Origin of the sequence: Streptomyces sp. NPDC006925 (assembly GCF_042869575.1) — a bacterium.
GTDB lineage: Bacteria > Actinomycetota > Actinomycetes > Streptomycetales > Streptomycetaceae > Streptomyces.
Genome location: NZ_JBIAGB010000004.1, coordinates 311262 through 336792 on the forward strand (window position 1 = coordinate 311262; position 25531 = coordinate 336792).

24 protein-coding genes are annotated in these 25531 nt (G+C 73.3%); 7 read left to right on the forward strand and 17 right to left on the reverse strand.

All coding sequences use genetic code 11. The features are described 5' to 3' along the window. Positions 1–17: 17 nt before the first annotated feature. Entirely contained in the window at positions 18–572 is a 555-nt protein-coding gene (locus ACFYNS_RS08985; RefSeq protein ID WP_388601750.1) for a GbsR/MarR family transcriptional regulator, read from the forward strand. 152 nt (positions 573–724) lie between these two features. Here ACFYNS_RS08985 and ACFYNS_RS08990 read toward each other — a convergent pair whose 3' ends face one another. Continuing rightward, positions 725–1753, reverse strand: coding sequence for a hypothetical protein (locus ACFYNS_RS08990; protein WP_388601752.1), 1029 nt, complete (start codon positions 1751–1753; stop codon positions 725–727). Positions 1754–2076: 323 nt separating this feature from the next. On the opposite strand from ACFYNS_RS08990, the gene ACFYNS_RS08995 reads away from it, so the two are divergent. The 3 genes from ACFYNS_RS08995 (at position 2077) to ACFYNS_RS09005 (ending at position 5571) form a co-directional block, all read left to right on the forward strand. Next, positions 2077–3360, forward strand: a complete 1284-nt coding sequence (locus ACFYNS_RS08995; protein ID WP_360302410.1) for an adenylosuccinate synthase — start codon at positions 2077–2079, stop codon at positions 3358–3360. Positions 3361–3471: 111 nt separating this feature from the next. After that, a complete protein-coding gene (locus ACFYNS_RS09000; protein WP_388601755.1) occupies positions 3472–4923 on the forward strand; it encodes a hypothetical protein in 1452 nt (483 codons plus the stop codon). A 63-nt stretch (positions 4924–4986) separates the two neighbouring features. Next, on the forward strand, positions 4987–5571 hold the full coding sequence (locus ACFYNS_RS09005; protein WP_360302404.1) for a Uma2 family endonuclease: 585 nt from the start codon (positions 4987–4989) through the stop codon (positions 5569–5571). Here ACFYNS_RS09005 and ACFYNS_RS09010 read toward each other — a convergent pair. Continuing rightward, positions 5559–6191, reverse strand: coding sequence for an HXXEE domain-containing protein (locus tag ACFYNS_RS09010; protein ID WP_360302400.1), 633 nt, complete (start codon positions 6189–6191; stop codon positions 5559–5561). The two genes, ACFYNS_RS09005 and ACFYNS_RS09010, sit on opposite strands and share 13 nt — an antisense overlap. A 205-nt stretch (positions 6192–6396) precedes the next feature. Here ACFYNS_RS09010 and ACFYNS_RS09015 point away from each other — a divergent pair, with 205 nt between their 5' ends. Then, the gene (locus tag ACFYNS_RS09015; RefSeq protein ID WP_360302398.1) at positions 6397–6651 is read left to right on the forward strand and encodes a hypothetical protein; all 255 of its coding nucleotides are present in this window, start codon (positions 6397–6399) and stop codon (positions 6649–6651) included. A 108-nt stretch (positions 6652–6759) separates the two neighbouring features. Here ACFYNS_RS09015 and ACFYNS_RS09020 read toward each other — a convergent pair whose 3' ends face one another. The 11 genes from ACFYNS_RS09020 to ACFYNS_RS09070 form a co-directional block, all read right to left on the reverse strand. Next, positions 6760–7473 carry an alpha/beta hydrolase family protein gene (locus ACFYNS_RS09020; protein WP_388601758.1) on the reverse strand — a complete coding sequence of 238 codons (714 nt, stop codon included), beginning with the start codon at positions 7471–7473 and terminating at the stop codon, positions 6760–6762. Then, complete coding sequence (gene kynU / locus ACFYNS_RS09025; RefSeq protein ID WP_388601759.1) at positions 7470–8792, reverse strand: kynureninase; 1323 nt, start codon at positions 8790–8792, stop codon at positions 7470–7472. Before kynU ends, ACFYNS_RS09020 begins: the two co-directional genes overlap by 4 nt. Continuing rightward, a complete protein-coding gene (locus tag ACFYNS_RS09030; protein ID WP_360302390.1) occupies positions 8785–9606 on the reverse strand; it encodes a tryptophan 2,3-dioxygenase family protein in 822 nt (273 codons plus the stop codon). Before ACFYNS_RS09030 ends, kynU begins: the two co-directional genes overlap by 8 nt. A 208-nt stretch (positions 9607–9814) precedes the next feature. Further along, a complete protein-coding gene (locus ACFYNS_RS09035) occupies positions 9815–10228 on the reverse strand; it encodes a DUF3151 domain-containing protein (protein ID WP_276478740.1) in 414 nt (137 codons plus the stop codon). A gap of 319 nt (positions 10229–10547) precedes the next feature. Continuing rightward, on the reverse strand, positions 10548–11579 hold the full coding sequence (fbaA, locus tag ACFYNS_RS09040; protein WP_360290021.1) for a class II fructose-bisphosphate aldolase: 1032 nt from the start codon (positions 11577–11579) through the stop codon (positions 10548–10550). Positions 11580–11794: 215 nt separating this feature from the next. Further along, positions 11795–12337 (reverse strand): orotate phosphoribosyltransferase, encoded by a 543-nt coding sequence (gene pyrE, locus ACFYNS_RS09045; RefSeq protein ID WP_276478742.1) that lies wholly within the window; start codon positions 12335–12337, stop codon positions 11795–11797. Positions 12338–12384: 47 nt separating this feature from the next. Next, positions 12385–13236 (reverse strand): aldose 1-epimerase, encoded by an 852-nt coding sequence (locus ACFYNS_RS09050; RefSeq protein WP_360290019.1) that lies wholly within the window; start codon positions 13234–13236, stop codon positions 12385–12387. A 49-nt stretch (positions 13237–13285) separates the two neighbouring features. After that, on the reverse strand, positions 13286–14305 hold the full coding sequence (locus ACFYNS_RS09055) for a hypothetical protein (RefSeq protein WP_388601764.1): 1020 nt from the start codon (positions 14303–14305) through the stop codon (positions 13286–13288). A 143-nt stretch (positions 14306–14448) separates the two neighbouring features. After that, entirely contained in the window at positions 14449–15975 is a 1527-nt protein-coding gene (locus ACFYNS_RS09060; protein WP_360290015.1) for a spermidine synthase, read from the reverse strand. A gap of 217 nt (positions 15976–16192) precedes the next feature. Beyond that, the gene (locus ACFYNS_RS09065) at positions 16193–16774 is read right to left on the reverse strand and encodes a DUF2617 family protein (protein ID WP_360290013.1); all 582 of its coding nucleotides are present in this window, start codon (positions 16772–16774) and stop codon (positions 16193–16195) included. A gap of 350 nt (positions 16775–17124) precedes the next feature. After that, entirely contained in the window at positions 17125–17430 is a 306-nt protein-coding gene (locus tag ACFYNS_RS09070) for a hypothetical protein (RefSeq protein WP_388601767.1), read from the reverse strand. 147 nt (positions 17431–17577) lie between these two features. On the opposite strand from ACFYNS_RS09070, the gene ACFYNS_RS09075 reads away from it, so the two are divergent. Further along, on the forward strand, positions 17578–18822 hold the full coding sequence (locus ACFYNS_RS09075) for a pyridoxal phosphate-dependent aminotransferase (RefSeq protein WP_360290009.1): 1245 nt from the start codon (positions 17578–17580) through the stop codon (positions 18820–18822). Between the two features lie 287 nt (positions 18823–19109). Here ACFYNS_RS09075 and ACFYNS_RS09080 read toward each other — a convergent pair whose 3' ends face one another. Together ACFYNS_RS09080 and clpB are read right to left on the reverse strand one after the other, a co-directional pair. After that, entirely contained in the window at positions 19110–19640 is a 531-nt protein-coding gene (locus ACFYNS_RS09080) for a YbjN domain-containing protein (RefSeq protein ID WP_276478748.1), read from the reverse strand. Between the two features lie 288 nt (positions 19641–19928). Further along, positions 19929–22568 (reverse strand): ATP-dependent chaperone ClpB, encoded by a 2640-nt coding sequence (clpB, locus tag ACFYNS_RS09085; protein ID WP_388601769.1) that lies wholly within the window; start codon positions 22566–22568, stop codon positions 19929–19931. 211 nt (positions 22569–22779) lie between these two features. Here clpB and ACFYNS_RS09090 point away from each other — a divergent pair, with 211 nt between their 5' ends. Continuing rightward, positions 22780–23727: a serine hydrolase gene (locus ACFYNS_RS09090; RefSeq protein ID WP_360290004.1), complete on the forward strand. Its 948-nt coding sequence runs from the start codon at positions 22780–22782 to the stop codon at positions 23725–23727. 102 nt (positions 23728–23829) lie between these two features. Here the strand turns inward: ACFYNS_RS09090 and ACFYNS_RS09095 are convergent, their stop codons facing one another. Both ACFYNS_RS09095 and dnaJ read right to left on the reverse strand, forming a co-directional pair. Further along, entirely contained in the window at positions 23830–24300 is a 471-nt protein-coding gene (locus ACFYNS_RS09095) for a heat shock protein transcriptional repressor HspR (protein ID WP_360290002.1), read from the reverse strand. 1 nt (position 24301) lies between these two features. Beyond that, positions 24302–25513 (reverse strand): molecular chaperone DnaJ, encoded by a 1212-nt coding sequence (gene dnaJ / locus ACFYNS_RS09100; RefSeq protein ID WP_360290000.1) that lies wholly within the window; start codon positions 25511–25513, stop codon positions 24302–24304. Positions 25514–25531 lie beyond the last annotated feature (18 nt).

Genomic DNA, 25531 nt, shown 5'->3' on the forward strand with positions numbered 1-25531 from the left:
GGAAGAGACGGACAGACGTGTCAGACGACTCCGCGGCGGACGACCGGACCACAGAGGACCGCCGGAGGACTGCGGACCGGCAAGAGGCGGCGGACCACCCGGAGGTGGCGGACTACCGCACGAGGGTGTCCCCCTTCGTCGAACGGTTCGCCGCCGACCTCACCGAAGCGGGCATGCAGCGCATGGCGTCCCGCGTCTTCGCCTGCCTGCTCGCCTCCGAGGAGGGCGCCCTCACCTCCGCCGAACTCGGCGACCGGCTCCAGGCCAGCCCCGCCGCCATCTCCGGCGCCGTGCGCTACCTCTCCCAGGTCGCACTGGTCTCCCGGCAGCGCGACCCCGGCTCCCGCCGCGAGCGCTACATGCTGCACCAGGACGTCTGGTACACCAGCCTGCTCAGCCGCGACCACGTCCTCGGCCGGTGGCTGGGCACCCTGAACACCGGCGCGGACGACCTCGGCGCCGACACGCCCGGCGGACGCCGGGTGCGGGAGAGCGCGGAGTTCCTGGAGTTCATGCGCACCGGCCTGGAGGACATGCTCAACCGCTGGCACGCCCGCCGACAGTCCGACTGACCGGCACCCGGGCGACCGGCACCCGGGCGACCGGCACCCGGGCGACCGGGCCCGGCGACCGGCACCCGTGAGCGGAGCCCGGGCGACCCGCGCCCGGGCGACCGGGACTGGGCGACCGGGCTGGGCGACCGGGCCACCGGGACCGGAACGGCTCACCCCGCCGGAAGCACCAGGTGCCAGGCGCGGGGCAGCACCGTCCAGGTACGCGACGCGGCGGGCGCCGCCGGAGCCCCGGGGTCGGCGTCCGCGTCGGCGCGGTAGCGGAACCCCGGGAACCCCTCCGGCGCGGAGACCGTGACGGTGTGCGCCCGCACCCGCAGCGGCGTGCCCGCCAGCGGCTGGACGGACACCTCGGCGAGCCCGCCGGTACCGGTCGTACGCACCGTCACGTCCGCCAGCGGCCGGTCCGGACCGGCCACCACCGCGCCGTCCGCCTCCACCCGCAGCCGCTGGCCGCCGCGCACCGGCGGCCTGCGGGATGCGGGCGGGGACGGCGGCACCGGCCGCCCCGGGGCCGTCGGCGGCAGCCCGCCGTGCTCCCCGGATTCCCTCCCGCGCCCGTGGGCGAGCATCGTGCGCGCCAGGGCCTGGTACATCCGCCGCCACTGCCCGGGCAGCCCGGCACCCTCCGCGTCCCGCTCGGCACGCTCCTCCCGGCGCGGCGCGCGCACGGCCGGGGAGGCTTCGGTGCGCACCCCGCCCAGCACCACACCGTCCTCGTCGTCGACCAGCAGATCCATGGGGTGCGGGTTGCCGCGCAGCACCGCACGGGCGGCCGAGACCGCGTCCAGCGGCAGTCCGAGGCTGCGCGCCAGGGCGACCGAGGGGCCGTCACCCACGGGCACCACCGACAGCGCCGTGGCCCCCAGCGCGCGCTCCCCGTGCAGATACCGAACCGCGTGCAGCAGAGCCCGATCGTCACCGACCAGGACGGGGCGCCTGCTGCCGCGCCGGGCCAGCAGCCGCGGCGTCTGCGCGGGGTCGTCGGGCAGGCACAGCTTGAGACCCGGCGTCGCCGCACGCAGCACATCGCGTGCGATGCGGACGGACTCGGCGTCCGTGAGCCGGGCGACCGGGTCGACGACCAGCAGCAGCGGAACCTCCTCCCAGCTCTTCGAGCAGGTGCCACCGGCGGCCCGGGCCTCGCCCGCTGGGGGCCTCGCGGAATCTGGAGCCGACACCACGGTCCTTCCTCATGAATCCGGAGGGATCCGGATGATTGCGACGGGTGGTACGGGTTCGGGTGGTACGGGTGATCCCGATCGGTGGTTCCGACGGGTACTCACGGTGCTGCGGCGGTACTGGTTCGTACGCCCGTCCGGGCCGTAGCACTCCCCTGTTCGTCACCCGGGAGAATTGTTCGGTAATCTCTCGGTGCAAGAGCCCCTGCCGCTGTTGCGCCAGGGGCTTCCTCTATCTGGGGTACCGGACTGCGGCTCTTGCGAGGGTGCCGATCGGCGCCACCGCACGTGGGACATGCCCCGCCCGGAAGGGGTGTACGCCTGTGCCCGCACTTGTGCTGCTCGGTGCTCAGTGGGGTGACGAAGGCAAGGGAAAGGCCACCGACCTGCTCGGCGGCTCCGTGGATTATGTGGTGCGCTACCAGGGCGGCAACAACGCCGGCCACACGGTCGTCGTCGGCGACCAGAAGTACGCGCTGCACCTCCTGCCTTCCGGGATCCTCTCGCCGGGGTGCACCCCGGTCATCGGCAACGGCGTCGTCGTCGACCCCTCGGTCCTGCTCTCCGAGCTGAGCGGGCTCCAGGAGCGCGGCGTCGACACCTCCAAGCTGCTGGTGAGCGGTAACGCGCACCTGATCACGCCATATCACGCGACGCTCGACAAGACGACGGAACGGTTCCTGGGCAAGCGCCGGATCGGCACCACCGGCCGCGGCATCGGCCCGAGCTACGCCGACAAGATCAACCGGGTCGGCATCCGGGTCCAGGACCTGTTCGACGAGTCGATCCTGCTGCAGAAGGTCGAGGCCGCACTCGACTTCAAGAACCAGGTGCTCGCCAAGCTCTACAACCGCCGCGCGATCTCCCCGCAGCAGGCCACCGAGGACCTGCTGGGCTACGCGGAACAGCTCAAGGGCTTCGTCGCCGACACCACGCTGATCCTCAACGACGCCATCGACGAGGGCAAGGTCGTCCTGTTCGAGGGCGGCCAGGGCACGCTGCTGGACGTGGACCACGGCACCTACCCGTTCGTCACCTCCTCCAACCCGACCGCGGGCGGCGCCTGCACCGGCGCCGGCGTCGGCCCGACGAAGATCAACCGGGTCATCGGCATCCTGAAGGCGTACACCACGCGGGTGGGTGCGGGACCGTTCCCGACGGAGCTGTTCGACGACGACGGCGAGGCGCTGCGCCGCATCGGCGGCGAGTTCGGCGTCACCACGGGCCGCAACCGGCGCTGCGGCTGGTTCGACGCGGTCATCGCCCGCTACGCGACCCGCGTCAACGGGCTGACCGACTTCTTCCTCACCAAGCTGGACGTGCTCACCGGCTGGGAGCAGATCCCGGTGTGCGTCGCCTACGAGATCGACGGCGAACGCACCACAGAGCTGCCCTACAACCAGAGCGACTTCCACCACGCCCAGCCGGTCTACGAGTACCTGCCGGGCTGGAGCGAGGACATCACCAAGGCGAAGACCTTCGGCGACCTCCCCAAGAACGCCCAGGCGTACGTGAAGGCGCTGGAGGAGATGTCCGGAGCCCCCATCTCCGCCATCGGCGTCGGCCCGGGCCGCGACGAGACGATCGAGATCAACTCCTTCCTCTGAGCACCCCCGGCCCGTCGGCTCCGGGCTCCCCCGGCCCGCCGGGATGCCGGCGCTCCGCCGCCGCACGGCCCGAACCGTGCGGCGGCGGGCCGGGCCACTACGCTGCCCCGCGTGCAGCTCGCCGTGGACGGCACCGTCGTGGTGTCGGTCCTCCTCTCCCTCGCCCTCGCCACCCGGCTCCCGCTCGCCGCGGCCACCCGGTGGCTTCCCGGCCCGCGCGCCGAGCCGCCGGCCGGCCCGTCCGCCGGGCCGCCGCACGGTGTCCGTGCCCGGTGGGGGCGGCGGTCCTTCGTGCCCGGCGCGGGCCGGTCCCGCCGGGTGCCGGGACCGCTCGGTCTGCTCGGGCTGCTGGTCGGCGCGGTACTGGTGAACCAGATCGCCGTCGTGGTGTACATCCGGCGGGTGCACGGCGGCGACCCCGGCTTCGTGGCGCGGTATCTGCCGCCCGGCTGGTTCGAACTGCCCGCAGCGGACTGGCCGCCGACCCGGCTCGCGGCGCACTGGCCCTGGCCCGAGACACTGGCCGGCTCCGTGCTGCGGGTCCAGGCCGCTCTCGAACTCCCGCTCGTACTGCTCGCCTTCGCGGTGGTGCTGCGCTGGCTGGACGACCGGCTGTACCGCCAGGTACTGGCCTCCCCGCTGCTGGTGGTGGCCGCGCTCGCGTACACGGCGGTCTTCTGCGCCGTCGAATGGGACCTGCGCAACCCGTGGACGACGGACGATCTGCTGATCAGGTGCGCGTCCGCACTGGTGACGCCGCCGCTGCTGGCGGCGGCGGCCCGACACGGAGCACCCGGCCGCACGCCGGAACCGGACCCGGTGCCGGTGCCGGGCACAGCACCGGTATCCGCGCCGGCACCTGACCCGGCATCCGACGCGGCACCGGCATCCGCCCCGGTATCCGCCCCGGACGCGGCGGCCGGCTCGCTCCGGCCCGGCGGGCTCCCCCGGCCCCGACCCCGGCCGCTGTCCGCCGGGCGGCTGCTGCTCTTCCTCGGGTCCCTCGCCTCCTTCGGCGGACTCGTCCTGCTCGCCTACGACACGCTGCTCCTCTACAACCTGGGGCGGCTGGAGGCACGGCTGCCCTTCGTCGCCGGATGCGCCCTCGTCCTCGTCGGATGCCGGGCGGCCGACCGGCGGCTGCGCACCGGCGCGGACGCGGGTCCCGCCGTCGCCTTCCTCGGCCACGCCCTGCGCCGCTTCCTGCTGCTGTTCTTCGCCCCGGCCCTGGCCGTGCGGTACGGCGTCGTCTTCGGCACCCCGGCGCTGGCGGCCGGTGCCGGACTGCTGCTCGGCGCGGTGGCCGCGGCTCTCGCGCTGCGGGACACGCTCGGCGCCGAGTCCGCCGGGACGGCCACTCCCGGGCGGCTGCTGCTGCGGCTGGCCGCCGCCGCGGTCGCGGGCACCGCCGCCGGTTGGGGTGCGGCACGGGTGATGAGCGGCGGCTACTACGAGACGGCGCTGCTCGCCGCCGCCGCGGCGTTCCTGGCGGTGGCGGTCGGCGTGTGCGTCCTCGGCGACGCCTGGGACGCGCGCCGTTCGCCCGTGCGAGTGAAAGTGTGAAGAGCGTCCCCGGTGCCGGGTCCGGCCGGGCGACGCTGGCTTTCGCCTGGAAGGAGGTGCAACATGACGGTTATGGCCGAGCGCACGTCTCACATGACGGCGGAGGAGTTCGAACGGCTCGCCTCCACCGCCCCCGAGACCGTCACGTTGGAGTTCATCGACGGACGCATCGGAGAGAAAGCCGTGCCGGACGGAGACCACGAGACCATCGTCATGTGGCTGTTGAGGCAGTGCATGCAGTCCCGTTCCGATCTCGACCTCCACACCTCCCAGGGACTGAAGGCCGGCGCCTACCGGAGGGGGAGGGTTCGCCCGGACGGCTCACTCGCGCCCGTCGCCCACTTCGCAGGGCAAGGCGAGTGGGCCGACCCCGCGGGCGTGCTGATGACCGTGGAGGTCACCTCCTACGACTCCGACACCGACCGGCGCGACCGGCAGGAGAAGCCGGCCGCGTACGCCGCAGCCGGCATCCCGGTCTATCTCCTCGTCGACCGCGACCGGTACGAAGTCGTCGTCCACACCAACCCGGACCAGGAAGCGGGCCGCTACCGCGACCTGCACACCGCCTCCTTCGGTGAAGAGGTGGTGCTCCCCGAGCCGGTCGGGTTCGCGCTGGAGACGGAGACGCTGAAGAACTACGCCCGCTGACCCCGCCGGCCACGCCGGGGCCGCAGCAGCCGGTCCGCCGCACTGTGCGAGAGCGCGGTCGCGGCGGCGGCGGTGGCGAGGCCGACGGCGATGTCGCGCGGGGTCGCCGGACGGAGGACGCCCGCGTCCCGCAGCCGCCTGCGGGCCCAGGCCGTGAACGGAATGACCAGCAGCGGCGAGGTGACCGATCCGGGGGTGTAGCCGCGGACGGCGGCGGCCTGCGCCAGATGGGCGAAGCCGTGCAGCCCGAAGCCGGTGAGTGCCCCCTGGTAGAAGCCGCTGCGCCCGCCCGTGCGGTGCCCGTCCGCCGCGGCTGCCGCCACGATGACGCCCATGACGCTGACCGCGGTGGCGAACCGGCGGCCGTCCAGCGACTCCAGCCGCTCCCACACCGCCTCGGGCACGCCGGGTATCCGCTCCCGCAGTTCGGGCACCCGGGTCCGGGTCCAGCGAGGCATCATGGCCACCTCCTCCGCGTCGTGCAGTGCCCATGCGGCGAAGAGCCCCAGGGTGACGCCGACGCCGATCGCCCCTGCCGGGTCCGTGTCGTGCGCTGCCGCAGCGGCCCGCGCCGCGTTCTTCCGCTCCGTGTGCACGTTCGTGTGCATGCCTGTGTGCATGACGGAAGTGTGGCGGGGTGGCCGGACGGTCCCTCGCGCACCCCCGGTCGGCTCAGGTGCCGGACGGCCGGCAGACGCCCGTGCGGGGTATATGAGCGGCACGTACGGACTAATGATGATCGTTCCGGTGCGTGGTGTGGAACAGGTCTCGACGCACAGCCAGAACCGCGCGAGACCGCGCGCACCAGACCCGCAAGGAGCATCCATGCGCATCCGCACCGCGACCGCAGCCGCCGTCCTGGCGACCGCCGCCGTCCTCGGCTCGGCGGGCACCGCCTTCGCCGGCAACTCCTGGACCTCGTACACGCAGGACTTCAGCGACCACATCCTGAACGCGCGAGTGAGCAGCAGCGACAACGACACCACGACCGTCAAGTCGTTCCAGAGCAACCACATCCACGACAACGTGGTGACGCACATCAACAGCGGCCTCGCCATCGGCGAACTCGAACTCGACTGAGTCCACCGCTCATGAGGGCGCCCCGCGCGCCCGCGCCCGCTCCGGCCCCGCGGCACCGCGGGGCCGGACGTGTGTGCGCCGCGGACGCGGACGGATGTGCGCCCTCGTCTAGCGCAGCGACCTGACGAGCACGTCGAAGGCCGGGGTGCGCGGGGTGATGGGCGCGTAGTGGCCCACGCCGGGCAGCAGATGCAGCCGGGCGCCCCAGTTGTTGGCGTAGCGGCGGGACAGCTCGATGGGCACCTCCTGATCGGCGGTGCCGTGCAGGATCTCCACCGGCGTGCGGGGCAGCAGCCGCATCGGGTCCGCCTCCCCCAGCGCCGAGGCGACCCGCTCCTCGCCTCCGAGGAAGTCGGAGACGACTCCGCCGTTCAGCCGCGTCGCATGGGCCCGCTCCAGGTCGGCGACCGGCGCCGCCACCACCACCCGCCCGGCGGCCCGCTCCCGCGCGGCCGCGGCCCACAGCGCGAGGTGCCCGCCCGCCGAGTGGCCGAACAGCACACTGGGCGGAGCACCCAGCAGGTCGAGCGCGGCGCCGACGTCCTCGGCGGTCGCGGGCCAGCCGCCGCCTCCGCCCACCCTGCGGTACTCGACCAGCGCCACCGGTATGCCCTGGCCCGCCAGCGCCGCGGCGAACGGCGACAGATGGCTGCGGTCCCACTGCTCGCGCCAGAAGCCGCCGTGCAGCAGCACCACCCGGCCACCGGGCGCGCCCTCCCCGTACAGATCGACGACCTGCGAGGGGTGCGGCCCGTACCGCTCCTGGCGTTCCGGGGGCGCCGCCGGGAGGGCCAGCAGCGCCTTCTCCTCGTCCTGGCTCATCGTGCTCCCCCGATCACTTCGCCCAGGACGCGGGCAGCGCGCTCGGCGTCCCGGAACGAAGTGTAGAGCGGGGTGAACCCGAAGCGCAGGACACCGGGGCGGCGGAAATCCCCGACGACGCCGCGCGCGATCAGCTCCTCCATCACCGGTTCCGCCTGCTCCGGCGGGTCGCACAGCAGCGCGATCTGGCTGCCGCGCCGGGCGTGTTCGGCCGGTGTCAGGGACCGGACACCGATCGCGCCGCCGGCCGCGTGGGCGGCGACGCAGCGCAGGAAGAAGTCCGTGAGCGCCAGCGACTTCGCCCGCACGTCCTGGATCCGCACCTCGTCCCAGACGCCGAGCGCGCTCTCCAGCGCGGCCATCGAGAGGATGTCGGGGGTGCCCACCCGGCCGCGTACCGCACCGCTCGCGGGCGTGTAGTCCGGCGCCATGGCGAACGGGTCGGCGTGCGAGTTCCAGCCGGGCAGCGGGGAGTCGAACCGCTCCTGCAGGGCGCCGCGCACATAGAGGAAGGCGGGCGAACCGGGCCCGCCGTTGAGGAACTTGTAGGTGCACCCCACCGCGAAGTCCACACCGTGCGCGTCCAGGTCCACGGGCAGCGCACCGGCGCTGTGGCACAGGTCCCAGACCGTCAGGGCCCCCGCCGCATGCGCGGCGGACGTGAGCGCGGGCAGCGCGCGGAGCTCTCCGGTGCGGTAGTCGACGTGGTTGAGCAGCACGGCGGCGGTACGCGGGCCCAGCGCCGCGTGCACCTCCTCGGGCGGTACGGCGCGCACCGTACAGCCGGTGAGCCGGGCCGCGGACTCGGCGATGTAGCCGTCGGTGGGGAAGGTCGCCGCGTCCACCAGCAGCTCACCGCGGTCCGGGGCCTGCTCCTGTGCGATCCGCACCGCGCCGACCAGCGCCTTGAGGAGGTTCACGCTCGTGGAGTCGGAGACGACGACCTGCCCCGGCCCGGCGCCGACGAGCGGCGCCACCAGCTCGCCGACCCGCTCCGGCATCGTCCACCATCCGGACTCCGCCCACGAGCGGATCCGCAGTCGGCCCCACTCGCGGGAGACGACGTCAGCGAGCCGCGCCTCGACGGCCTTGGGCAGCGCGCCCAGGGAGTTTCCGTCGAGGTAGACGGTGGCGGGGTCGAGCACGAACCGCTCCCGCAGCGCGGCGAGCGGGTCTGCGGCGTCCAGGGCCAGGGCTTCCGCGGCGAGCGCCTCGGCGGCCGGGCCCTCGGCGGCCGGGTCCTCGGCTGCCGGGCCCTCAGCTGCCGAGCCCTCGGCGGCGGGGGCGTCCGCGGCTTCGGCGGATCCGCGGTCAGACATGGCTGCGCGCCGTCCACAGCTCGGGGAACACCTGCTTGGCCGCCCGCTTCTCCAGCCAGGCGACCCCGGACGAGCCGCCGGTGCCGACCTTGGCCCCCATCGCCCTGCGGGTGGCCACGAGGTGATCATTGCGCCAGCGCCACACCAGCTCCGCGACCTCGGTCAGCGCCTCGCCCAGCCGGTGCGCCGCGGAGCCCGGGTCACCCGCGTAGACGCGCACCCAGACCGCCTCGACCCCCGGGTCGGGCTCGTAGCGGGCGGCGACGTCCCGGCGCAGCACCGGCTCGGGGACCTCCGCGCCGTGTCGCGCCAGGAACCGCAGCGCCTCGTCGTAGAGGCTCGGCTCCTGGAGCGCCTTCTCCAGCTCGGCGTGCACCCGCGGCGCCCCCCGGTGCGGCACCAGCATGGAGGCCGACTTCTCGCCCAGCAGGAACTCCATCCGCCGGTACATCGCGGACTGGAAACCGGACCCGTCCCCCAGCGCCGCCCGGTAGGCGTTGAACTGGGCGGGGGTGAGATGCGCCAGCGGCTCCCAGGAGGCGTTGAGCGACCGCAGCTCGTGGGTGGAGCGCTTCAGGGCGGCCAGCGCGCCCTCCGTGTCGTCCCGGCGCAGCGCCGCGGCGGCCGTCTGCCACTCGTGCACGATGACGGTGAACCACAGCTCCATCACCTGGGTGGTGACGAGGAACGCCAGCTCCCCCGGATCGTCGGAGAGCGGCTCCTGGAGGTGGGTGAGGACGTCCGCGCGGACGTAGTCCTCATACGGCGTGGTGCCCGCGAAATCCAGTACCGGGGCATCGGGGTCGTGTGACATCGCTGTCTCCACTCACTGTGCGTCCGGGTAGCGGTCCGCCCCTTCCGGATAGACATCGGAGCCCCGGTCCCCTCGGACCCCTGCGGGCCCACTGGGCATCATGCGCGCTACGCGGCGGCGGCGGCAAGGTCACCGCTGTACGCAGGCACCCTCACCGCCGCCGTGCTCCCGCCGGCCACCGGCCGCGGGCTCAGCCCGGTCAGCCCGGTCAGCCCAGGGTCGAGGCAGCGGTGGGCGAGCTCTCCTTCAGGAAGGAGGAGCAGCGCTCGTACTCATCCTGCTCCCCGATCGCCTCGGCCGCACGCGCGAGGGCGTGCAGCGCGCGCAGGAAGCCGCGGTTCGGCTCGTGCTCGAACGGCACGGGCCCGTGCCCCTTCCAGCCGTTCCGGCGGAGCGCGTCCAGCCCGCGGTGGTAACCGGTGCGCGCGTAGGCGTACGACTCCACGACGCGGCCCGCCTCGAACGCGTCGTCGGCGAGCTGCGCCCACGCCAGCGACGAGGTGGGGTACTGCGCGGCGACCTCGGAGGGCGCCGTCCCGGCGGCGAGCAGCTCGCGCGGCCCGGGGTCGTCGGGGAGGTGGGTCGGGGGCGGACCCCCGAGCAGGTTCTCGTGAATGGCCATGGCCCCAGTGTGCCTGTACCCGTCCACGCAGCGGACACCGCGCCGCCCACCCGTAGCCCGGACGCGGGTGGGGCGGCGGTCGGACACGGTCGGGGCGCGGGGGGACGCGCCCCGACCGCGCCCCACGCGGGGGTGCGGACGCGCCCCGACCGCACCCCCGCGTGCCCGGGACGGCCGCAGGCGCCGCGGAACGCGGGAAGGCCCCCGGCGTACCGGGGGCCTTCCAGGAGGTCGCGTGCCGTCGCGGGGCGTACCGCCGCGGGGCGTACCGCCGCGGGGCGTACCGCGCACGCGGCTGCTGTCGCGGGCGGGCGCGGTGCTACTTCAGGCGGGTGCCGGTGGAGCGGAGGTTGCCGCAGGCGGTCAGAACGCGCTCGGCCATCCCCTTCTCGGCGGCCTTGCCCCAGCTCCGCGGGTCGTAGACCTTCTTGTTGCCGACCTCGCCGTCGATCTTCAGCACACCGTCGTAGTTGCTGAACATGTGCGCGGCGACCGGCCGGGTGAAGGCGTACTGGGTGTCGGTGTCGAGGTTCATCTTCACCACGCCGTTCTGCAGCGCGGTGGCGATCTCCTCCTCGGTGGAGCCGGAGCCGCCGTGGAAGACGAAGTCGAACGGCTGGCTGCCCGCGGGCTTGTCGAACTTCTCGGAGACGCCCTGCTGGAGGTCCTTGAGCAGCTCGGGGCGGAGCACCACGTTGCCCGGCTTGTAGACGCCGTGCACGTTGCCGAAGGAGGCGGCGAGCAGGTAGCGGCCCTTGTCGCCGAGGCCGAGCGCCTCGGCGGTGCGGACGGCGTCCTCGACCGTGGTGTACAGCTCGTCGTTGATCTCGTGGGTGACGCCGTCCTCCTCGCCACCGGTCGGGGTGATCTCGACCTCAAGGATGATCTTGGCGGCGGCCGCCTCGGCGAGCAGCTCCTGGCCGATCGCCAGGTTGTCCTTGAGGGTCTCGGCGGATCCGTCCCACATGTGGGACTGGAAGAGGGGGTTCTCGCCCCGCTGCACCCGCTCGCGGGAGACCGCCAGCAGCGGGCGGACGTAGCCGTCGAGCTTGTCCTTGGGGCAGTGGTCGGTGTGCAGGGCGATGTTCACCGGGTACTTCTTCGCGACGATGTGCGCGAACTCGGCGAGCGCCACCGAGCCGCTGACCATGTCCTTGCTGTACTGCCCGCCCAGGAACTCGGCCCCGCCCGTGGAGATCTGAACGATGCCGTCGCTCTCCGCCTCGGCGAAGCCGCGGAGCGCGGCATGCAGCGTCTGCGACGAGGTGACGTTGATGGCGGGGTAGGCGAACGTGCCCTCCTTCGCCCTGTCGAGCATCTCGTTGTAGATCTCGGGGGTTGCGATGGGCATGAGACCGCTCCTTGGGGGTGCGTGGTGATCCGGCTTCGGCTCAACGGAACGACGTCATCGTCGTGCCCATCTTCCCAGACGGGGCCGGATGCTCCGGACGGGTGAGTTCACAAATGCACTTAATGCGCAGCACGGTGCACTAGCCGCGTTCCGCGCGAACACATTCCACTCGAATGCGTTTCACGTGAAACAGCAGCCGTGGACGGACTGGACGCTCAGGCCAGTTCGAGGTCGGACAAATCGAACGCATGGACATACGGCACTCCGGCCCGCTCCATCGCCCCGGCCGCGCCACGCTCCACGATCGTCGCCACCGCGACCACCTCGGCACCCGCCTGCCGGGCCGCCTCGACGGCGGTCAGCGGCGAGTTCCCCGTCGTCGAGGTGTCCTCCACGATCAGCACCCGGCGCCCCGCCACATCCGGGCCCTCGATCCGGCGCTGCAGCCCGTGCGCCTTGCCCGCCTTGCGGACGACGAACGCGTCGAGGTGCCGGCCGCGGGCGGCGGCCGCGTGCAGCATCGCCGTCGCGACCGGGTCGGCCCCCAGCGTGAGGCCGCCCACCGCGTCGAAGTCCAGGTGCTCCGTGACATCCAGCATCACCTGGCCCGCGAGGGGCGCCGACTCCCCGTCCAGGGTGACCCGGCGGAGGTCGACGTAGAAGTCGGCCTCCGCACCCGAGGAGAGGGTGACGCGGCCGTGCACCACGGCCTTGTCCTTGATCTGCCGCAGCAGCGCGGCGCGCACGTCGTCGTTCATGAGGCCTCAGCCTATGCGCCCCCGGCCCGCGCCCCGGCAACCACCACCTACAGCCGCTGCCAGCTCCACGTGGTCGTCAGCTCCAGCGGGTCCAGCGGGGTCACCTGACGCGGGTGGGAGTTGAGCCCGTTGGGCGGGCCGCTCTGCGGCTCCACGCAGACGGCCTCCGCGGGCTCGTCGTAGACCACCACGTACTCGGCGCGCGAGGTGATCCGCAGGGACAGCTCGGAGGGCCAGGTGAGGGTGGCGTCGACACCGCCCGGCATCCCGAAGCAGTCGTCCCACGGCCCCGGCTGCGGCGCGATCCGCTTACCGGTCGGGATGTGGTCCTCGCCCCGCTCCTCCTGCCACTCGGGCGAGAAGTCGAGCCGGACGTCCTCCCCGCCCTGGCCGAGATTGCGCAAGAACCAGGGATGCCATCCGGCCTGGGCCGGGAAGGAGACGTCGAAGGTCTCGACGGCGAGCTTGAGGGTGAGCGAACCGCCGTCCTCGGCGAGCTCGACGACCTGGGTCACCCGGCCCTCCCAGGGCCACGGGTCGGTCAGGTCGTAGGTGAAGGACGCCTTGGTGTCGGTGCCGCCCGGCGTCTGACGCCAGACCGCGTCGCGGACGGTGCCGTGGAGGGCGTGCGGGCCTGCCCCGGCCGCCGGCCGGGAGCTGCCCCCGTTCAGCGGGAGTTGGAACATCTCGCCGCCGTTGCGGAACCGTCCCTGCGCGGTACGTCCGCACCAGGGCGCCATCACGAAGGAGCCGTACTGCGGCCCCTGGCGCAGGAGTTCGGTGCCGCCCACCCGGAGGGAGGCGAGCCGGCACCCGCGCCCGGGTTCGACCGACACCTCGGTCCCCTGGGCGCTGAGCACAACGGACGTGGCTTCTGCGGAGGTGGGCAGATCAGTCATACAGCGACCATAACGGCGGTGTCAGCAACCCCGCCGCAAAGACCCGCTGTCAGCGCCGTCGCCGCAGCACCCGGCCGAGCACGACAGCACCCGCGACCACCGCGGCGGCGGCCGGTGCGGCCCAGCGCAGGGTGGCGGTCGCCGACCCCTGCTCCGGTGCCGGGACCGGGGCGTATCGGCCGCGCGGCGGGGCGTGGTCCACCTCCTCCGCGCTGCGCCCGATCATCGTGCGCCGGGCGTGCGCGGCCTCTGCGTTGAGCCCCTCAGGACCGCCGTCGAGCCCCTCAGGACCGCCGTCGAGCCCCTCAGGACCGCCCGGCTCCTCCTCACCGGCCGTCCCGCCCGCCCCCTCGGCGGCATCGAGCTCCGACTCCTCGTCGCGGCCCAGCGACGAGGGCGGCACCTCGGTCTCGAACAGCGGGGTGCGCTCCGGCTCCGGCTCCGGCTCCGGGATGCCCGGGATCGCCCGCTCGTTGTCGCCGGGTGCACCGATGCCGCCCGCGACCGGGCCCTCGGCGTCCGCCGGTCCGCCGTCGCCGGACGCACCACCGGGCGCCTCCGCCTCCGGGCTGCCGGCGGGCGGTTCGGCGCGGATACTGTCGCCGAGGGCCGCCGCGAACCTGTCCAGCAGCCGCACCCCGGCCGACGTGGCCGTCTTCTGCTCGAACGCGGCGAGTCTGCCGGTTCCGGTCACCGTGCCGACGCAGACCAGCGCGGTGCCCTCACCGTCGTCGGCCGACCGCGGTTCGACGGAGAGCGCGAGTTCGACAGTGCCCTCACCCCGGGCCTCGCCGCCGCTGCCCTCGACCTCCAGCCGCTCCAGCGCGTCGGGAGCCGCCGCGGGGCCGGTGCCACCGTGCGGAGTGAGGGTGAGAGCGCCGCGGTAGGTGATGGTCGAGCCACCGATCCGGACCTTCAACCGGCCGGCCACCCGCTCGGCCCCCCGCCCGTCGGCCTGCTCCTGCTGCTCCTGCTGGAAGCCGGGCACGCAGCGGGCGACACGGGCGCTGTCGGTGAGGGCGGCCCGCACCGAGCCGACGGAAAGCGGTACGTACACCTCGTGCTCCATGGGCCGGAGCCTATTACTCCACGGTGCGGCGCACATATGACCGGGCCGCATCTTTCCCGCACCCGTGTTGGGCGGGCCCGCCCTGCCGCCGCGCGGCTCCGGCCGCCGGGCACGGTCGGTGCCGGCCGGCGCGGTCAGCCCCGTCAGCCCGGATAGCGCGGGTGCATCAGCGTGGAGGGGCGGGCCTGCGGATCGCCCTCCGGCAGCGAGGCGGTCCGGCCCCCGGGCAGTTCGCAGTCCTGCGGTGCGGGCCGGGCGTGCCGGGCCAGCAGGAACCCGCCGTCGGCGGCCGCGTCCGGGTAGGGGCAGGGGCTCAGCTCGGCGGCCCGCAGGGTGGCGTGCACGGTCCAGAAGGCGCGGGCCCGCTCGGCGGGCGCGCCCGCCCGCACGGCGAGGCGCCCCTCCTCGGCGAGCGCGCGTTCGGCGAGGCCGTAGAACTCCTGCGAGTACAGCTCGGGACCGGCAACCCGCGGGGCGGCCAGCGCGGAGAGCACCACGTCGAACGGGGCGGCCCCGGAGCGCACCCGGTCCCGCAGCCAGTCGAAGGCGTCGGCCCGCACGAACCGGACGCGCCGGTCCTCCAGGGCTCCGCCGTTGAGGGCGCGCAGCCCCGGATCCCGCCGCGCGAGCCGTACGACACCGGGGTCGCTCCCCACCACCGTGACCTCGCGCACCTCCGGATAGCGCAGCACCTCGCGCAGCGCGACCCCATCACCGCCGCCGACGACCAGCACCCGGGCGCGCGGGCCGCCGGACAGCGCGGGCCGGACCAGGGCCCGGTACTCGGCGCGGGCGCTGCGGCCCCGCAGCACCAGCGCACCGTCCCGGAACAGCCGCAGCTCGCCCGCCGCGGGCCACTCGCCGCGGGTCGCACCGCCGGTCAGGACGAGCTCCTGCCGGTCGGTGCGCACGGCCACCCGGACGTCTTCGCCGAACACCGCCTGCCGCGCGGCGTGTTCGAACGGTCCGGTGAACGCCGTGCCCGCGAGCAGCAGGAGGAGTACGCAGCCGTTGGCCGCCAGCAGTCGACGGCGCACCGGGCCCGTCAGATCGTGACGGAAGAGCCACTGCACGACCAGACCTCCGGCCACCGCGTTCACCACCCCGGTGAGCAGCGCGCCGGTCAACTCCCCGGCCAGCGGCAGCAGCAGGAACGGAAAGGTCAGCCCGCCGACCAACGCCCCCACGTAGTCGGCGGCGAACAGGTCGGCGAGAGCACCGCCGGGGTCCTGCGCGCGGATCCGCTGGATCAGGGTCATCAGCAGCGGCATCTCCGCGCCGATCAGCACTCCGATGGTGAAGGAGATGACGACCAGCGCCGCCCGGGCTCCGCCCAGCCAGGCGAAGGAGGCGTACATCCCCATCGCCGAGCCGCCGCCGACCAGCGCGAGCAGCGCCTCGACACAGCCGAAGCCCGCGGCGGCGTGGCAGCGCAACCGCTTGGCCAGCAGCGAGCCGACGCCCATCGCGAAGACCATGACGGACAGGACGACGGACGCCTGGGTGACCGAGTCCCCGACCAGCGAGGAGGCCACGGCGACCAGTTCGAGTTCATAGACGAGACCGCAGGCCGCACACACGAACACCGAGGCGAGGACCAGGCCGCGCCCGAACCCCGCGGGGACGGGCAGCCGCGGGCTCTCCACGGAGGGCGGTGGACGGTCGATCATGAGTGCACGCTACGTCACATCATAGACACCTTAGGTCACTCACATGAGTGCTTCCGGTGTGACCGGTCTCCCCACCGGGCAGGGCCCGGAGAAGTGTGCGGCGCACCGCGCGCCGGGCCGTCCCGGGCCGCGCCGTGCGTGCCGTCCCGGGCCCGCGCCGGGCCGTGCGTGCCAGACCGTGCGCCGTGCCGTGCGCCGTGCGCCGTGCCGGGTCACCTCAGGCCATGGCCGGGCCGCGGCGGAACGGGATCACGGAAGCCCCCTCCGGCCCCGGGGCTCCGCCCGCCCCTCTCCGCGCCCGGGTGGCCACCCGGGTCCGGGTCGAGACCAACGACCCCTCCTGCGGATAGGAATGCCAGGTGCGCCATCGGATCTGCCCCTCGTGCCGCTGGACGAGGAGCGCGGTGAAAGCGCTCGGCGATCCGGGGAACGTCCCCGCGAAACCGTTGGGATGGTCCGCGACCAGCGCGAGCAACTCCTGCGCGCGCCCGGAGAACGAGCTGGGCGACAGCCGCTCGACGCGGGCCGCGAACTCGTACTCCCACCCCGTGAAGCGTTTGGAGACGCCCAGCGGGAGCGGGGTACTGCTGCCCGGCAGGCAGGCGACGGTCTCGCAGCATCCGCCGTACTCGTCGCCGAGCAGGACCTGGTGCGAGGCGCCCAGCAGCCGCAACTGCACGTGGGTGCCGTCCAGTTCGACATCCATGCAGGCGAGTGCGGGCAGCGGCGCACGACCCAGGTCCCAGGCGAGGTCATGCGCACGGGTGTCGGTGTAGGCGGTGTTCAAAGTGGTGAGCATGGGTCGGCTCCGCAAGCACGCAGGGAGGGTGGGCCCCCCACCCCTCGATCCCCCGCGCCGCCGGGCCGGGACCAGGAGGCGCGGGGACGACAGTTCACGATTCACCGAATCATGGAAACGCCGTACCCACAGTGCTTTTACCCAGGTTCTACGGATTTCCATCCCATAGGTATGGATGAGGTCATGTGTTCCCTTCCGGCTCAGCCGCCGCCGACCACCCGCGGAGCTCCGGAACGGGCACGGGAGGCGGAGCAGGGGCGCGAACGCAGGCGCGGGGCGCGGTTACCGGTCGCGGGGGCGGAGCGCGGACTCCGGCGCGAGCCACGTCGCGCGCCGGTCGCGCGAGCGCTTCAGTCGCCGTCGCCGTACGACGCGCCGCCGTACGACGTGTCGCCGTCCGAAGCGTCCCCGCCGTACGACGCGCCGTCGTCGTCCGAAGCGTCCCCGCCCCGCGATGCGCCGCCGTACGAGGGGCCGCCGCCGGGCGGGATGTCGCCGTCGTACGAGGTGCGGTCGCCGCGGCCGCCCCCGGGCCGCCGTGAGCCGCCGCTGCGGGGCGGGCGGCGCCGCGGGCGGCCGGAGACGGCCGGCTTGGCGAGCACCGCGACGAGGGCGAAGGCGGTGACGATGCCGACGAACACCAGAACTTGGGACATGGGCGCTTCCCCCTCGAGTTCCGTGAACGGCAACTCCCTTCTCGTACAACTGTGCTGCCGTCCGCAGGCGTAGTCGGCTCCTGCCCGCCGCCGCGGCTGGGCAATGCCGGGTTGAGGAAGACCAGAGCTTGCCGGAGGATGGCTGCCATGACTGCTGGCCACGCCGCCGCCCCGGGAGCGCCGGGGGCCGCGGGCACCGCCCGGACCGAGTCCGGCGAAGGGCGCCCGCTGCTCAACCGCCGCCTCGCCGGATTCGGCACCACGATCTTCGCCGAGATGTCCGCGCTCGCCGTCCGGACCGGCGCGATCAACCTGGGCCAGGGCTTTCCCGACACGGACGGCCCCGAGGAGGTCCGGGAGGCAGCGGTCCGTGCGCTGCGGGACGGCAGGGGCAACCAGTACCCGCCCGGTCCCGGCATCCCCGAACTGCGCACGGCCGTGGCCGAACACCAGCAGCGCTTCTACGGCCTGCGCTACGACCCCGACACCGAGGTGCTGGTCACCGCCGGCGCCACCGAGGCCATCGCCGCCTCGCTGCTGGCGCTCGTCGAACCCGGGGACGAGGTCATCGCCCTGGAGCCGTACTACGACTCCTACGCGGCCTCCATCGCGATGGCGGGCGGCACCCGGGTGCCCGTCACCCTGCGCCCCCGGGACGGCACCTACCACCTCGACCTGGACGAGCTGCGGGACGCCGTCACCGACCGCACCCGGCTCCTCCTCCTCAACACCCCGCACAACCCCACCGGCACCGTGCTGCGCCGCGACGAACTGGCCGCCGTCGCCGAACTGTGCGTGGAGCGCGACCTGCTCGCCGTCACCGACGAGGTCTACGAGCACCTCGTGTTCGAGGGCGCACACCATCCGCTGGCGAGCTTCCCCGGGATGCGGGAGCGCACGGTCACCATCTCCTCCAGCGGGAAGACGTTCTCCTTCACGGGCTGGAAGGTCGGCTGGGTCACCGGCACCCCCGCGCTGGTGACCGCCGTACGCGCGGCCAAGCAGTATCTGACCTTCGTGTCGGCGGGGCCCTTCCAGTACGCCGTCGCGGAGGCGCTGGCGCTGCCCGACAGCTACTACACCGACCTGCGCGAGGGCCTGCGCCGCCGCCGGGACCTGCTGGCCCGCGGGCTCGAGGAGGCCGGCTTCGGGGTGCACCGCCCGCAGGGCACCTACTTCATCACCACCGACATCCGCCCGCTCGGCGCCACCGACGGGGTCGCCTTCTGCCTCGCCCTCCCCGAGCGCGTCGGCGTCGTCGCCGTCCCCACCCAGGTCTTCTACGACCACGCGGCAGAGGGCGCCCCCTACGTCCGCTTCGCGTTCTGCAAACGGGAGGACGTGCTGGACGAGGCGGCGCGGCGGCTGCGGGGTGTGGCGGGCACCGGCTGACCCGCCACATCCGGTGCGCGAGCCCCCGTGCTCGCGCCCCCGTACGCGGGACCCGCTCTCCCCCGTGCTTCCCCCGTTCCGCGGGTCCCGCGCGCTTGTCCAGGAGCCTCCCGGCTCGGGATGCCGCGCGGTACCTGACGGGTGTCAGGGCCCGACCGGCACCGCGGGCCGGGCAGGGGAACGGCACCGGCACGGTGCGGGCAGGGCTCCGGGACGCGGACAGACGAAGGGCAGGGCGCATCCTGAGGATGCGCCCTGCCCTTCGGGAACTCGGGGTGCCGACGCCGCTACGCGTCGCCGCCTTCGCCCTCGGAGGAGTCGATGTCCTTCTCCAGGCCGAACTGCTCCACCAGCCACTTGTCGAACTCGATGCTGGCGCGTACCCAGCTGACCGTGGACGAGACGAAGTGCTCCAGCGAGACGCCCGTACCCACCAGCATCTGCGCCTCACCGATCAGCCGGACGCTGCCGTCGTCGTGGGTGTGGCTGTAGACCTTGGGCCACAGGGTGCGGCGGTTCCAGTCGTCGATGGCCTCCAGCAGCTTGGGCTTGTCCTCGATGGTGTGCGGCCGGTCGTAGAACGTACGGACCGAGAAGACCTGCTGCTCCGCCTCACCCCGGAACATGAAGTAGGTGCGGAACTCCTCCCACGGCGCCGCGAGGTCTCCCTCGTCGTCGACGACGTACTTCAGCTCCATCTGGTCCAGGAGCTGCTTGACGAGGTCCTGGTCGGGGATGATCGGTCCGGTGGGACCGGACTCCTCCGGCTCCTCGGGCTGGCCCCCGAAGTTCGGGATCGAGGACGGGTCGATGCTCACGTGGGTGTTCCCTTCATACGGCTTCGGTCATCCTCCCGCACGGGCCCCCCGCGGTGACAACCCTGGGGGTTCGGCCCGGCCGGAGGCAGCGGAGGGGCGGCGCCCGCTGCGTGCGGCACCCCGCCACCCTTTCACCGTTTCACCGGTTCCGGCACCGACGCCCCGGAATGCCCCGGACAGCCGGGCGGCCCCGGTGCCCGCGCGCCGGGCCCGGGGGTGCGGGCAGCAGGCCCGGGGGTGCGGGAGGCGGCCTGCGGAGGGGCCGGCGGCCGGCCCCTCCGACGGGTCTCAGGCGTCCGCGGCCGCTCCGGGGGCCGAGCCCACCACCAGGCCCTCCCAGCCCTCGACGTGGTCCACCCGCACGGTGTCGCCGTCGCGGACCTCGCCCGCGAGGATCTCCCGGGCGAGCTGGTCGCCGATGGCGGTCTGGACGAGGCGGCGCAGCGGCCGGGCGCCGTAGGCCGGGTCGTTGCCCTCGACGGCGAGCCAGTCCAGCGCGGCGGGGGTGACATCCAGCGTCAGCCGCCGCTCGGCGAGGCGGGCCTGCAGTGCGTCGACCTGGAGCCGGGCGATCCGCCGCAGCTCGTCCCCGGCCAGCGCGGAGAAGACCACCAGGTCGTCCAGCCGGTTGAGGAACTCGGGCCGGAAGGCGGACCGGACGGCGGCGAGCACCTGTTCCCGCTTCTCCTCCTCCTTCTCCAGGGGGTCCATCAGGAACTGGCTGCCCAGGTTGGAGGTGAGGATGAGGATGGTGTTGCGGAAATCGACGGTGCGGCCCTGGCCGTCGGTGAGCCGGCCGTCGTCGAGGACCTGGAGCAGCACGTCGAAGACCTCGTGGTGCGCCTTCTCCACCTCGTCCAGCAGGACGACGCTGTAGGGGCGACGCCGCACGGCCTCGGTGAGCTGGCCGCCCTCCTCGTAGCCGACGTACCCGGGCGGCGCGCCGACCAGCCGGGCGACGCTGTGCTTCTCCCCGTACTCGCTCATGTCGATGCGGACCATGGCCCGCTCGTCGTCGAAGAGGAAATCCGCGAGGGCCTTGGCCAGCTCCGTCTTCCCGACGCCGGTGGGGCCGAGGAACATGAACGAGCCCGTGGGGCGATCGGGGTCGGCGATACCGGCCCGGCTGCGGCGCACCGCGTCGGAGACCGCGCGCACCGCCTCCTGCTGCCCGATCAGCCGCTTGCCGAGCTCCTCCTCCATCCGCAGGAGCTTCTGCGTCTCGCCCTCCAGCAGCCGGCCGGCCGGAATGCCCGTCCAGGAGGCGACGACGTCGGCGATGTCGTCCGAGCCGACCTCCTCCTTGACCATCCTGCTGTCCTTGTCGGCCTGGCCCGCCGCGATCTCCTTCTTGGCCTCTTCCTCCTCCTCGGTGGCGGCCGCCAGCTCGCGCTCGAGCGCCGGGATCTCGCCGTAGAGAAGCTTGGAGGCGGTGTCGAAGTCGCCGTCGCGCTGGGCGCGCTCGGCCTGGCCGCGCAGCTCGTCCAGCGTCTCCTTCAGCTCACCGACCCGGTTGAGGCCCTGCTTCTCCTTCTCCCAGCGGGCGGTGAGCCCGCGCAGCTCCTCCTCCTTGTCGGCCAGCTCGCGGCGCAGCCGCTCCAGCCGCTCGACGGAGGCGGGGTCGGTCTCCTTGTCCAGGGCCAGCTCCTCCATCTTGAGCCGGTCGACGGACCGCTGGAGCTCGTCGATCTCCACGGGTGAGGAGTCGATCTCCATGCGGAGCCGGGAGGCCGCCTCGTCCACCAGGTCGATGGCCTTGTCGGGGAGGAAGCGGGAGGTGATGTAGCGGTCCGAGAGGGCGGCGGCGGCCACCAGCGCGCTGTCGGAGATCTGCACCTTGTGGTGCGCCTCGTACCGCCCCTTGAGCCCGCGCAGGATCGCGATGGAGTCCTCGACGCTCGGCTCGGCGACCAGCACCTGCTGGAAGCGGCGCTCCAGCGCCGGGTCCTTCTCGATCCGCTCGCGGTACTCGTCCAGCGTGGTGGCGCCGACCATCCGCAGCTCGCCGCGGGCCAGCATCGGCTTGAGCATGTTGCCCGCGTCCATCGCCGAGTCGCCGCCGGCGCCCGCTCCGACGACGGTGTGCAGCTCGTCGATGAAGGTGATGATCTGGCCGTCGCTCTCCTTGATCTCGGAGAGCACGGTCTTGAGCCGCTCCTCGAACTCGCCGCGGTACTTGGCGCCCGCCACCATGGCGCCCAGGTCGAGGGCGACCAGCCGCTTGTTCCGCAGCGACTCCGGTACGTCGCCCTTGACCACCCGCTGGGCCAGTCCCTCGACGACGGCGGTCTTGCCGACGCCGGGCTCGCCGATGAGGACGGGGTTGTTCTTGGTGCGCCGGGAGAGCACCTGCACCACCCGGCGGATCTCCTGGTCCCGGCCGATGACGGGGTCGAGCTTGCCGTCCCGGGCCGCGGCGGTCAGGTCGGTGCCGAACTTCTCCAGGGCCTTGTAGGTGCCCTCGGGGTCCGGGTTGGTGACCCGCCGGCTGCCGCGCTGCGCGTTGAAGGCGTCCAGCAGCTTCCGGTCGTCGGCACCCTGCTGCTCGAGCAGCTCACCGGTGGCGCCACCCTTGGCCGCCAGCGCGATCAGCAGGTGCTCGGTGGAGACGAAGCTGTCGCCGAGGTCCTTGGCGCGCTGGGCCGCGTCGGCGATGACGGCGAGCAGGTCGCGGTCGGCCTGCGGCCGGCTCACCGTCTGCCCCTGCACGGTGGGCAGGGCCGCGAGCAGCCGCTCGGCGCCCGAGCGCAGCGCCGCCTGGTCGGCCTCGACGCCGGCGATCAGATCCTGGATGTTCTCGTTGTCCTCGCCCGTGAGCAGGGCGAGCAGCAGATGGGCCGGGGTGATGTCGGGGTGCCCGTCGCTCACCGCCCGGTCGTTGGCCGCGCCGATGGCGTCCCGGCTCTTGTTGGTCAGCTCCGCGTCCACGGTCCTGCGTCCTCCTCCAGTGCTGGCTGCGGGTGCCGTGCCCTGGCGCCCCCTGCGCCCCGATCACCGGCACTTGCTACCCATAGCATGCAACAAGTTGAGTCTATTCCACTCAACCTGAAAACGTCTACGATCCTTCTTGGTTCCCGGCCGCTCCGGCCCGGAAAATCGCCCAACGAGCCGCTCGGCAGCGGCATTTGGAGCTGACAGAGTGAAGATCGGCATTGCTGGCACCCACCGTGTCGCCACGGTGATGGTCACTTCCTCGGCCGTCCTGACGGCAGCCGCACTGGCCGCCCCGGCCGCCGCGGCAGCCCCCGCGGCCACCGCGCCGACCGCCGCCCGCACGGCCGCGGCCCCCGCGGTCACGGCCGCCAAGAAGCCGTCCGTCACCGCCAGGGGCGGCTACGTGATGAACAGCGGCACCGGCAGGAGCCTCTACACCAAGGCCGCCGACACCCGGCGGTCCACCGGCTCGACCACCAAGATCATGACGGCCCGGGTGGTACTCGCCCGCAAAAACCTCGACCTCTCCCGGAAGGTCACCATCCGGAAGGCGTACAGCGACTACATCGTCCGCAACACCGCCTCCTCGGCCCGGCTGATCGTCGGCGACAAGGTCACCGTCCGCCAGCTCCTCTACGGAATGATGCTGCCCTCCGGATGCGACGCCGCCTACGCGCTCGCCGACACCTTCGGCAAGGGCAGCACCCGCTCCGCGCGGGTGAAGTCCTTCATCGGCTCGATGAACTCCACCGCCCGCGGCCTCGGCCTGAAGGACACGCACTTCGACTCGTTCGACGGCATCGGCAAGGGCCGCAACTACTCCACCCCGCGCGACCTGACCAAGCTCGCCCGCGACGCGATGCGCTACTCGACCTTCCGCTCGGTCGTGAAGACCCGCTCCACCAAACAGAAGACGGTCACCAGGAGCGGCGGCTACCGGTACATGAACTGGCGCAACACCAACCCGCTGCTGGGCGGCTACTCCGGAGCGCTCGGCGTCAAGACCGGCTCGGGCCCCGAGGCGAAGTACTGCCTGGTCTTCGCCGCCAAGCGGGGCGGCAAAACCGTGATCGGCACCGTGCTGGCCTCTTCCTCGTCCGCCAACCGCACGAAGGACGCCAAGAAGCTGCTCTCCTACGGCTTCGCGAAGTAACAGCGGCAGGCCGGACCGCCCCGCCCCGGACCCGCCCGCGGGGCCGGGGCCGACGGCCGTGGCCGCCCCGGGACGGTGGCCGCCGGGGACCGGCCCCCCGGGTCACTCCCGGGGCCGGGGCCGCCAGACCACCAGCGCGCTGGACTGGCGCACATCCTCGTAGGGCACCAGATCGCGCCGGTAGGAGGCGTGCACCTGGGCCTCCCGCTGCTGCATCGCCGCCGCGGCGCCCTCCACCGCGGCCGACAGCTCGGCCACCCGCTGCCGGAGCGCCGTGACCTGGTTCTCCAGCTCGATGATCCGCTTGATACCGGCGAGGTTGATGCCCTCGTCCTGGCTGAGCCGCTGCACCTCGCGCAGCTGCTCGATGTCACGGGCCGAGTAGCGGCGGCCCCGCCCAGGCGTACGGTCGGGCGAGACCAGCCCCAACCGGTCGTACTGCCGCAGGGTCTGCGGGTGCAGCCCCGAGAGCTGCGCTGCGACCGAGATGACGTAGACGGGAGACTCGTCCGTCAGCTCGTACGCCGCGGAGCGCCCGGCCGCGAAGCGTCTGCGTCCGTCCCGGCCGTCCACCTCAGTCTCCCTTCGCTGCCTTGAACAACGCGGCCCGTGGATCCTCACCCGCCGTCGCGTCCCGGTAGGACTCCAGGGAGTCCCTCGCCTCGTCGTCCAGCGCCACCGGCACCGCGACCTCCACCGTCACCAGCAGATCGCCGCGGGTCCCGTCCTTGCGGACCGCGCCCTTGCCCCGGGCCCGCATCGTCCGCCCGGACGGCGTACCCGGCGGGACCTTGAGGGTGACCGGCGGACCGCCCAGCGTCGGGACCTTCACCTCACCACCGAGCGCGGCCTCCGGGAAGGTGACCGGAACGGTGACCGTCAGATTGTCGCCCCTGCGGCCGAACACCGGGTGCTTGTCCACGTTGACGACGACATACAGGTCACCGTTGGGGCCGCCCCGCTCGCCGGGAGCGCCCTTGCCGCGCAGCCGGATGCGCTGCCCGTCGGTGACGCCCGCCGGGATGCGGACCTGCATCGTGCGCGAGCTGGTCGCCCGGCCGGACCCCTTGCAGGTGTCGCAGGGGTCCTGCGCGATCAGGCCGCGGCCCTTGCAGTCCACGCACGGGTCGGTCAGCGAGAAGCCGCCGCCCGTGCCCCGGGAGACCTGCCCGGTGCCCACGCAGGTGGGGCACACCCGCGGGGTGCCGTTCTTGTCCCCCGTCCCCGCGCAGTCCTTGCACGCGGCGCTGGAGGACATCCGCAGCGGGACCGTGGCCCCGTCCACCGCCTCGGTGAAGCTGAGCGTCACCTCGGACTCGATGTCCTGCCCGCGCCGGGGCTGGGTCCGGGTACCGGCGCCGCCGCGGTTGAACAGCCCGCCGAAGACGTCGCCGAGCCCGCCGCCGAAGCCCCCGGCACCGCCGGGACCGCCGGGGGAGCCGGCCCCGCCGCCGCCCTGGCCGCCGAACAGGTCGCCCAGGTCGAAGTTGAACGTTCCGGCGCCGCCCGGCCCGCCCGCGCCGCCGCCGGGCCGGAAGCCGCCGCCGTTGCCGAAGAGACTGCGCGCCTCGTCGTACTCCTTGCGCCGCTTGGCGTCACCGAGCACGTCGTACGCCTCGGAGGCGTCCTTGAAGCGCTCCTCGGCCTTGGGGTCGCCGGCGTTGGCGTCCGGGTGGTTCTCCCGGGCCAGCTTGCGGTACGCCTTCTTGATCTCGGCTTCGGTGGCGTCCTTGGGGACGCCGAGGACCTTGTAGTAGTCCTTCTCGATGAAGTCCTTGGTACTCATCCTCGACGTCCCTCCTCC

What these genes read in the sequence shown, in the direction of transcription:
- dnaJ (WP_360290000.1), bottom strand. Translation starts at nt 25,513, where the DNA reads ATGAGTACCAAGGACTTCATCGAGAAGGACTACTACAAGGTCCTCGGC.
- ACFYNS_RS09020 (WP_388601758.1), bottom strand. Translation starts at nt 7,473, where the DNA reads ATGAGCCAGGACGAGGAGAAGGCGCTGCTGGCCCTCCCGGCGGCGCCC.
- ACFYNS_RS09065 (WP_360290013.1), bottom strand. Translation starts at nt 16,774, where the DNA reads ATGCTCACCACTTTGAACACCGCCTACACCGACACCCGTGCGCATGAC.
- ACFYNS_RS09055 (WP_388601764.1), bottom strand. Translation starts at nt 14,305, where the DNA reads ATGGAGCACGAGGTGTACGTACCGCTTTCCGTCGGCTCGGTGCGGGCC.
- ACFYNS_RS09075 (WP_360290009.1), top strand. Translation starts at nt 17,578, where the DNA reads ATGACTGCTGGCCACGCCGCCGCCCCGGGAGCGCCGGGGGCCGCGGGC.
- ACFYNS_RS09005 (WP_360302404.1), top strand. Translation starts at nt 4,987, where the DNA reads ATGACGGTTATGGCCGAGCGCACGTCTCACATGACGGCGGAGGAGTTC.
- kynU (WP_388601759.1), bottom strand. Translation starts at nt 8,792, where the DNA reads ATGTCTGACCGCGGATCCGCCGAAGCCGCGGACGCCCCCGCCGCCGAG.
- ACFYNS_RS09030 (WP_360302390.1), bottom strand. Translation starts at nt 9,606, where the DNA reads ATGTCACACGACCCCGATGCCCCGGTACTGGATTTCGCGGGCACCACG.
- ACFYNS_RS09060 (WP_360290015.1), bottom strand. Translation starts at nt 15,975, where the DNA reads ATGATCGACCGTCCACCGCCCTCCGTGGAGAGCCCGCGGCTGCCCGTC.
- ACFYNS_RS09050 (WP_360290019.1), bottom strand. Translation starts at nt 13,236, where the DNA reads ATGACTGATCTGCCCACCTCCGCAGAAGCCACGTCCGTTGTGCTCAGC.
- ACFYNS_RS09010 (WP_360302400.1), bottom strand. Translation starts at nt 6,191, where the DNA reads ATGCACACAGGCATGCACACGAACGTGCACACGGAGCGGAAGAACGCG.
- ACFYNS_RS09070 (WP_388601767.1), bottom strand. Translation starts at nt 17,430, where the DNA reads ATGTCCCAAGTTCTGGTGTTCGTCGGCATCGTCACCGCCTTCGCCCTC.
- fbaA (WP_360290021.1), bottom strand. Translation starts at nt 11,579, where the DNA reads ATGCCCATCGCAACCCCCGAGATCTACAACGAGATGCTCGACAGGGCG.
- ACFYNS_RS09015 (WP_360302398.1), top strand. Translation starts at nt 6,397, where the DNA reads ATGCGCATCCGCACCGCGACCGCAGCCGCCGTCCTGGCGACCGCCGCC.
- ACFYNS_RS09035 (WP_276478740.1), bottom strand. Translation starts at nt 10,228, where the DNA reads ATGGCCATTCACGAGAACCTGCTCGGGGGTCCGCCCCCGACCCACCTC.
- pyrE (WP_276478742.1), bottom strand. Translation starts at nt 12,337, where the DNA reads ATGAACGACGACGTGCGCGCCGCGCTGCTGCGGCAGATCAAGGACAAG.